This is a genomic window from Mycobacterium kyogaense (assembly GCF_003254575.1).
In the GTDB taxonomy this organism is placed as follows: Bacteria; Actinomycetota; Actinomycetes; order Mycobacteriales; family Mycobacteriaceae; genus Mycobacterium; species Mycobacterium kyogaense.
This window is the reverse complement of record NZ_QJUA01000005.1, coordinates 205,535-213,595: the sequence shown is the minus strand read 5'-3', so window position 1 is coordinate 213,595 and position 8,061 is coordinate 205,535. Positions and strand designations below refer to the sequence as shown.

The 8,061-nt window shown below is 71.6% G+C and carries 6 protein-coding genes; 1 reads left to right on the top strand and 5 read right to left on the bottom strand.

Annotated features, from left to right (window positions below; genetic code table 11):
* The 3 genes from DMB80_RS06315 to DMB80_RS06305 all read right to left on the bottom strand — a co-directional run.
* Positions 1–1,803, bottom strand: a 1,803-nt coding sequence (locus DMB80_RS06315; protein WP_111509070.1) for a DUF2207 domain-containing protein, incomplete at its 3' end; no start/stop codon positions are given.
* Between the two features lie 5 nt (positions 1,804–1,808).
* Positions 1,809–3,755 (bottom strand): primosomal protein N', encoded by a 1,947-nt coding sequence (locus tag DMB80_RS06310; RefSeq protein WP_111509069.1) that lies wholly within the window; start codon positions 3,753–3,755, stop codon positions 1,809–1,811.
* Between the two features lie 50 nt (positions 3,756–3,805).
* Positions 3,806–4,513: a lysoplasmalogenase gene (locus DMB80_RS06305; RefSeq protein WP_111509038.1), complete on the bottom strand. Its 708-nt coding sequence runs from the start codon at positions 4,511–4,513 to the stop codon at positions 3,806–3,808.
* Positions 4,514–4,555: 42 nt separating this feature from the next.
* Here DMB80_RS06305 and DMB80_RS06300 point away from each other — a divergent pair, with 42 nt between their 5' ends.
* Entirely contained in the window at positions 4,556–5,473 is a 918-nt protein-coding gene (locus DMB80_RS06300; protein ID WP_111509068.1) for an alpha/beta hydrolase, read from the top strand.
* Position 5,474: 1 nt separating this feature from the next.
* Here the strand turns inward: DMB80_RS06300 and metK are convergent, their stop codons facing one another.
* Positions 5,475–6,683, bottom strand: a complete 1,209-nt coding sequence (gene metK, locus DMB80_RS06295) for a methionine adenosyltransferase (RefSeq protein WP_111509037.1) — start codon at positions 6,681–6,683, stop codon at positions 5,475–5,477.
* A 117-nt stretch (positions 6,684–6,800) separates the two neighbouring features.
* Positions 6,801–8,045 carry a bifunctional phosphopantothenoylcysteine decarboxylase/phosphopantothenate--cysteine ligase CoaBC gene (coaBC, locus tag DMB80_RS06290; RefSeq protein ID WP_111509036.1) on the bottom strand — a complete coding sequence of 415 codons (1,245 nt, stop codon included), beginning with the start codon at positions 8,043–8,045 and terminating at the stop codon, positions 6,801–6,803.
* Positions 8,046–8,061: the final 16 nt, after the last annotated feature.

The window sequence follows — 8,061 nt, the reverse complement described above, 5'->3', positions numbered from 1 at the left end:
GCCCCCGCCGCCGCCACCGCCGCTGAAGCCGCCACCACCACCCGAGGAGGATGACGAGGACGACGACTGCGAGGCGGTGTAGGCGCCGATCGACGACGACAACGCCGATTCGAAACTGTCGAAGTTCGCGCCACCCGAGCTGCCCGCCGCCGAGTACGACGTCGACGGACTCGAGGAGACGTACCAATCAGGTTGCGGTGCAGCGGTGTTCGTGTAGGCCTGGTACTTCTTGGCCCACGCGGCCGCGACTCCGCCCGCGACCGCGAACGGGACGTACGCCGTGTAGAGATCACGCCGGGCCGCGAAATCGAAGCGGGTCTCGGCCGAGTCCGTCGCGAGCACGCGATGGAAGCCACCGGCGCGCGACCACAGTTCGCGCCCTGCCGCGGTGCGCCGGAAACCCACTCCGTCGCGCCACGACGCCGCGGTCAGCACGAAGAACACCGCGAAGGGCAACGCCCACAGCGTGATCGGGAAGCCCCAACGGAAGAAGCCGCAGAGCATCAGCAGGAACGCGACCGCGTTGGCCGCGCGCAGCCACAGCTCCTTCCTGCGTGCCACCAGCAGACCCCCATCGCGAGCCCACGCCAGCACGGCCTTCGTCATGTCTTCCTTGGCCTTGCTGAGCTTCTGCCCCGACGTCGCGGTCTTCTTCGCCGTGAACTCGCTACCGGAGTTCATCAGCTTCAACCGGGAGGCGACGGCCAGGGTGACAGGGTCGAGCCCCGACCACTGACCGGGCTCGGCGATGCTGCGCAGCCTCCATTCTTTGTCACCCAGCTGCTGCAGCGTGATGAGTTTGCGCTCGGCGAGGTAGAACAACGTCGCCGTCAGGCCGTTCTCGGGCACGGCCTCGGTGCGGATGTACTCGACCTGTACCGGCCCCAGCCCCGGCGGGGGCGCGTACTGCAGCGGGAACCCCGGCGACGGCTCGGTCACGCTGCGCAACCACAGCACCGCCCCCGCCCCGGCGGCGAGGGTGAGCCCGAGCAGCCACAGCGCGCCGGTGACCGACTGCCCGAGAATGCGGTCCCACGTGTAGGGCCACGGCAGTGTCGAGCGGAGAGGTGTCTGCACGTCCACGCCCGCGCGCAGGGTGACCGGTGTGCGCGGCGGGAGCTGTGACGCCGTCGCCACCACGGTGTCGCCGGAAGCACGCAGGTCATCGCATGCACGTCCGACGCCGGCGCCGACCGAACACTGCACCGCGCCGACCGCACCCGGCAGCCTCACGGAGATCTCCGCCCGGTCGATGCGGTTGTTCCACGACGGGGCGATGACGTTCCAGAAGAACACCGACGGCGAGCTTTCTTGCGCGCCGACGGTCTGGGCGAACCGGTGATCGGCCCCGGTGGCGCCCGGATCCAGTACCCCGCGGATGCGGTAGGCGATCTCGAAGACATGGCCACCGTCGGACAGTGTCCGATCGGGGTCACCGATCTTCGCGACACGGAAGCGTCTGCCGTCCTCCCACAGCATCTGATAGGGCACCGGTGCGCCGTCCAACGCGATGGAGGTGATCTCCGGCGGCTGGCGAAGGTGAGAGTCGTTGCGGTTGGCCATATCCCAGTACCGGAAGATGCCGTGCCGATCCGTGGTGTAGACCTGCGCGGTGATGGTCTCGACCGCGGTCATGTCCCCGGCCGCATCCACCGTGGCGGTCATGCGGTAGTCGCTGATCACCACGGGATCCTCGAGCGCCGGACCGTCGCCGCTCCCGCCGGTGAACAGCAGTGGCCACAGCAGCCCGAATGCGATGAGCAACAGCGGGATCGACGCCTTGATCAGCCGCCGCACGGACATGCGCATCACCCTATGTGCAACGGATCGATCTGGATACGTACCGGCTCGTGGTCGTGGCGCGCGCTGTGCACCGCGGTGGCCTTGCGCAGGGCCGCGGCCAATGCCAGGCCGTCGGACCGTGCCGCGCGCACCAGCATGCGGATCACCGGGTGCTCGGGTGCGACGCCGGGCGGCCGGCGCACGCCCACCGGAAGATCCACAGGCCCGAGCAGATCCGCACCCGCCGGCAGGGCGGCGCCGTCGAGCAGCGCGTGGACCGCGTCGGCGGCGCCGTCGACGGCGGCCATGTGCACCGCGGGCGGCAGCCCCACCTCCGCACGCCCTTCGAGTTCGTCGTCGGCGTGGCCGACCGGGTCCCAGCGGATCAGCGCCTGCACGGTCGGGATCGCGGACTCGGCGACCACGACCACGACTCCCCCGTCTCCGCGGCGGCGGACCAGCGCCGCCGCCGACATCCACCGGCGCAGCGTGTCCTCGGCCGCGCGCAGGTCCTGCCGGCCCAGCAGCGCCCAGCTGTCGAGCAGCAGGGCCGCTCCGTACCCGCCGGTGGCGACGGGCTCGACGCCCGGGGTGGCGACGACCACCGCCGCGCGCTGCGGCACGGACTCCACCACGGCCTCACCGCCGGAGGTGACCACCGCGATGCCCGGGAACGCCCGACCCAGTTCCTCGGCGGTGCGCCGGGCCCCGACCACCACCGCACGCACCGCGTCCGAGCCACACCGTGCGCAGCGCAGCGCGAGCTCTTCACGTCCACACCACCGGCACACCGCCCCGGCCGCGTCACGACTGGCCAGCGACAGCGGGCCGGTGCAGTGCCGGCAGCGCGCGACGGTGCGGCAGCGCGCGCACGACAGCGCAGGCACGTATCCGCGCCGCGGCACCTGCACCAGCACCGGTGCGTCGACTTTCAGGGCGGCGCGGGCGGCGTCGAGTGCGACCGACGGCAGCCGCGCCGTACGGGCGGCTGCGTCGCGCTCCTGCGCGTAGGCGCTGTCCTCGAGCGCGATCACCCGCGGCGAGCACGTCCGGACCGTCTGCCGAGGCGCGGTCAGATCGTGGGCCCACCCGCTGCGAACCAGCGCCTGCGCCTCGGCGGTGCGCGCGTGGCCACCGATGACCGCAGCGCAGCGCACCTGGTGTGCGCGCAGCATCGCGACCTCGCGGGCATGCGGATACGGAGCGCGCGGTTCGGCCAGCGAATCATCGCCGTCGTCCCACATCAGCACCAGGCCGAGGTCGACCACCGGCGCGAACACGGCACTGCGCGTCCCGATGACCACCCGGGCGTCGCCGCGCAGCACCGCGAGCCACCGGCGATACCGCTCCGAGGGGCCCAACCCGGCTGACAGCGCCACCACCCGCCGGGCGTCGACGAGTTCACCGCACGCCGCTGCGAGCCGGTCGACGTCGCGCTGATCGGGGACCACGGCGAGCACCGACCGGCCCGCGTGCACCGTCACCGCCGCGGCCTCGGCCAGCCGCGCCGCCCACGCATCGCCCGGCAGCGCCTGCCACACCGCGCGAGCGGCGCGGCCGTCCCGCAGCGCTCCGATGAACTGCGCGCCGCCGCTGTAGGCCGACCACGCGGCGGCGTCGACCTCGGCCGCGACCAAGGGGTCCAGCGGCACCGGCGGCTTCTTCTCGACGGTCGCGTGCCGCGGCGGGATCGCCAGCCGCAGCACGTCGGCGCGAGTGCCGGCGTACCGCGCGGCGACGGCGTCGACGAGCCGGCGCACGTCGTGCGTCAGCACCGGCTGCGCGGACACCACCTTCTCCAACCAGCCGAGCCGGCCGGTGTGGTCGGTCTCCGACCGGCGTTCCAGCACGAACGCGTCGACGAGTCGACCGTTGAACCGCACCTTGACCCGAACCCCCGGCTGGGCGTCGTCGGACATCTCCGCGGCGACCAGGTAGTCGAACTCCCGATCCAGGTGCGGCACCGTGAGCATCGGCAGCACCCGCGCGATGGGCTCGTGCTCGGCTGCCTGCCGTCCGACGGTCACCCCGCAGGTCTAGCAGAGGGCTCGGACGACCGGCCGAACAGCACACCCGCGCTGATCAGCAGCAGTGACGCCGCGTAGACCCACCAGATCGGCACCGCCAGCGTCTCGTCGCCGAGAACGAACCGGCCGATGCCGATCATCGCGTCGGACACCGCGAAACACACCGCGCCCATGGCGGTCCACGGGGTCGGTAGGTCGGCGAGCAGCGCCGTGCACACCATCGCGCCCAGCACCGCGATGTACGCCGTCACCGGCACCGCCATCCCGTCGGCCACCAGCCGCGGCCAGAACCACACCAGCAGGCCCGCGCAGGCCAGCACGGTCACCCCGGCCGCGGCCCCGCGGACCGGCGTGGCCCTCACGAGCGGCCACAGCGTGACCAGGAAGCACACGTGCGCCACCAGGAACGCAGCGAGCCCCAGCACGAACGACGGCTCCCACCACGGCATCGCCAGCAGGAAGTCACCCGCGGCGGAGAACAGCAGCGCCCCCACCAGCCAGCGCCGCTCGCGCGCGATCGGGTGGGTGAGCGCCGCGGCGGCGAGCAGGACCGCGGCCAGCGCCTTGACCGCAGGCTGGGCGCCGAACCGTCCCGTGAGCTCGGTACCGGCGGGGACCTGCGTCGCCGTGACGATCAGGAACACCCCGTACGCAGCGGCCACCGCGGCTGCGGCTCCCCACAGGGCGGTACGGCGAGTCGTCACAGGTGCGAACCTACTAAAACCGCGGCGGCTACCGTGTGGGCCATGGCTGACCTCGATCCCGTGCTCGCGAAGGTGCTCGACGCGGTGCCGTTCCGACTGACCACCGACGGCGGGCCGGAGTCCGCGCGGCGCCGTTTCGCCGAGCTGCCGCGGGCGGAGGTGTTCCCGGAGGTCACGACGACCGAGCAGAGCATCACCGGACCCGCAGGCCCGGTGCCCGTCCGCATCTACCGGCCGGCGACCGACGCGGCGGTGCTGCCGGTGGTGATCTTCATCCACGGCGGAGGGTGGTCGGTGGGTGACCTCGACACCTACGACGCGGCGGCGCGCCTGCACGCCGTGCGTGCCGAGGCGCTGGTGGTGTCGGTCGACTACCGGCTCGCACCGGAACATCCGTACCCGGCGGCGGTCGAGGACGTCTGGGCGGCCGCTCAGTGGGTGGCCGACCGGGCGGGCGACTACGGCGGCGACCCGTCGCGCGTCGCGGTGGCCGGCGATTCCGCCGGCGGCAACCTGGCCGCGGTGGTCGCCCAGCAGGCCCGCGACAGCGGCATCCCGCTGCGGTTCCAGCTGCTGTGGTATCCGTCGACGACCTTCGACACGTCGTTGCCGTCGTTCACCGAGAACGCCGATGCCCCGATCCTCGGGCTGGCCGAATGCAAGGGGTTCACCCGCTGGTACGTCGGCGACACCGACCTGACGCAGCCGCCCGCCACGCTCGTCCCCGCCCGGGGCGACCTCACCGGTCTGGCGCCGGCACACATCGTCGTCGCAGGCCACGACCCGTTACGCGACGACGGCGCCCGCTACGCCGAGCTGCTCACCGCCGCAGGGGTCGACGCCGAGCTGTACACCGCCGACACGCTGGTGCACGGCTTCCTCGGCTACTACGGCGTCGTGCCTGCGGCGACGGAGGTCACCGATCGGGCGCTGGACGCATTGCGCACAGCGCTGCAGTAGGTCAGACGGCGCTCTTCAAGTCGTCGACCTTGTTCAGCTGCTCCCACGGCAGATCGATGTCGGTGCGGCCGAAGTGGCCGTAGGCCGCGGTCGGCGCGTAGATCGGCCGCAGCAGGTCGAGATCGCGGACGATCGCACCCGGACGCAGGTCGAACACCTCGAGGATGGCCTTCTCGATCTTCACCGGGTCGACGGTCTCGGAGCCGAACGTCTCCACGAACAGACCCACCGGGGCGGCCTTGCCGATCGCGTAGGCGATCTGGACCTCGACACGCTCGGCCAGGCCGGCGGCGACGACGTTCTTGGCGACCCAGCGCATCGCATAGGCGGCCGAGCGGTCCACCTTGGACGGGTCCTTGCCGGAGAAGGCGCCGCCACCGTGGCGGGCCCAGCCGCCGTACGTGTCGACGATGATCTTCCGGCCGGTCAGGCCCGCATCGCCCATCGGTCCGCCGAGGACGAACTTGCCGGTCGGGTTGACCAGGATGCGGGGATTCGAGGTGTCCAGCGTCTCGTGGCCGAGCTCGGTCAACACCGCGTCGATCACGTGCTGCTTGATCTCCGGCGCGAGCTGGCTGTCCAGCTCGATGCCGTCCGCGTGCTGGGTGGACAGCACCACGGTGTCCAGGCGCACCGGAGTCGTTCCGTCGTACTGCACGGTGACCTGCGTCTTGCCGTCGGGACGCAGGTAATCGAGCGTGCCGTTCTTGCGGACCTCGGTCAGCTTGCGAGACAGGCGGTGTGCCAGGGCGATCGGCAGCGGCATCAACTCGGGGGTGTCGGCGATCGCATAGCCGAACATCAGGCCCTGGTCGCCGGCGCCCTGGGAGTCCAGCGGGTCGGCCGCGCCCTCGACGCGGGTTTCGTGGGCGGTGTCCACGCCCTGGGCGATGTCGGGCGACTGCGCGCCGATCCCGATGTTCACACCGCAGGTGGCCCCGTCGAAGCCCTTGTCGGAGTGGTCGTAGCCGATGTCGAGGATGCGAGCGCGCACGGTGTTGGTGATGTCGGCGAAGGCCTCCTTGGCCGTGGTCGTCACCTCGCCCACCACGTGCACCTGGCCGGTCGTGACCAGGGTCTCGACCGCCACACGGGACTTCGGATCGCCGGCCAGCAGTGCGTCGAGCACCGAATCGCTGATCGCGTCACAGATCTTGTCCGGGTGCCCCTCGGTCACCGACTCACTGGTAAACAGCCGAGCATCACTCACGTGCGATCCCTTTCAGTTCCACTGTCTGTGCTGGCACACGGCGGCGCCTTAAGCACCCAAGCGTGTCCCCCGGTGGCGCGCAACCCTTATGCGCACGCCTTGCCTGTCGTTCGCCGCTCACCTGCTCTGCAGGAAGCCGGCGATCGCGTCCACAATACGGCTCGCCATCACCGTCTTCGAACCGTGCTCCAGCGCGGCCTCCGTGCCGTCGGCGGACAGTAGCCAGCCGTCGTTGTGGTCGACCTCGAAGGCCCGGTTCTCGCCGACGGCGTTGACGACGAGAAGATCGCACCCTTTGCGGGCGAGCTTGGCGCGCGCGTGGAACAGCACGTCTCCGTTGGCGTCGCCGGTTTCTGCGGCGAAGCCGACGATGGCACGCATGTTGGGTAGTTGCCCGTCGTCGCGGGCGCGCACCGCGCCGGCGAGCACGTCGTCGTTGCGGATCAGCTCGATGGTGGGCTCACCCTCGCCGGCCGGGCCCTTCTTGATCTTGGTGAGCACCGGGTTGGCGGGCCGGAAATCGGCGACCGCCGCCGCCATCACCAGCACGTTGGCCGCCGCGGCATGCTTGGACACCGCGTCGCGGAGCTGGGTGGCCGACCCGACGTGCTCGACGTGCACGCCGGCCGGATCGATCAGCCCGGCGGTGTGCCCGGCGATCAGCGTCACGTCCGCGCCGCGCTGGGCCATCACGCGGGCCAGTGCATAGCCCTGTTTGCCTGAACTGCGGTTACCGATGAACCGGACGGGATCGATCGGCTCGCGGGTGCCGCCGGCGGTCACCAGCACCTTCACCCCGGCCAGGTCGTAGGGCAGCGCGTCGCCGCGCGCCAGGAGCAGCTGGGCCAGGGTGCTGATCTCCTCGGCCTCCGGTAGTCGGCCGGGACCGGTGTCGGCGCCGGTGAGCCGGCCCGACGCGGGTTCCATCACCACCGCGCCGCGGCGCCGCAGGGTCGCGACGTTCTCGACCGTCGCCGGGTGGAACCACATCTCGGTGTGCATCGCGGGTGCGTACAGCACCGGACATCGCGCGGTCAGCAGCGTCGCGGTGAGCAGGTCGTCGGCGCGCCCGATCGTGGCGCGGGCCAGCAGGTCAGCGGTGGCCGGTGCCACGACGACGAGGTCGGCACCCTGCCCGATCCGAACATGCGGGACTTCGTGGACGTCGTCGAAGACGCCCGTGTGCACGGGATTACCGGACAGTGCCTCGAAGGTGGCCGCGCCGACGAACTTGAGTGCGGATTCAGTGGGCACCACCCGTACGGAGTGGCCGGCCTCGGTGAGCTGGCGGACCACGGTCGCCGCCTTGTAGGCGGCGATGCCGCCGGCGACGCCGACGATGATCCGCTTGCGATCGGCCATGGTGGGCCGCAGCCGC

Excerpts from the sequence above, each read along its gene's own strand:
- DMB80_RS06310 (WP_111509069.1), bottom strand. The coding sequence starts at position 3,755 with ATGCTCACGGTGCCGCACCTGGATCGGGAGTTCGACTACCTGGTCGCC.
- coaBC (WP_111509036.1), bottom strand. The coding sequence starts at position 8,045 with ATGGCCGATCGCAAGCGGATCATCGTCGGCGTCGCCGGCGGCATCGCC.
- DMB80_RS06300 (WP_111509068.1), top strand. The coding sequence starts at position 4,556 with ATGGCTGACCTCGATCCCGTGCTCGCGAAGGTGCTCGACGCGGTGCCG.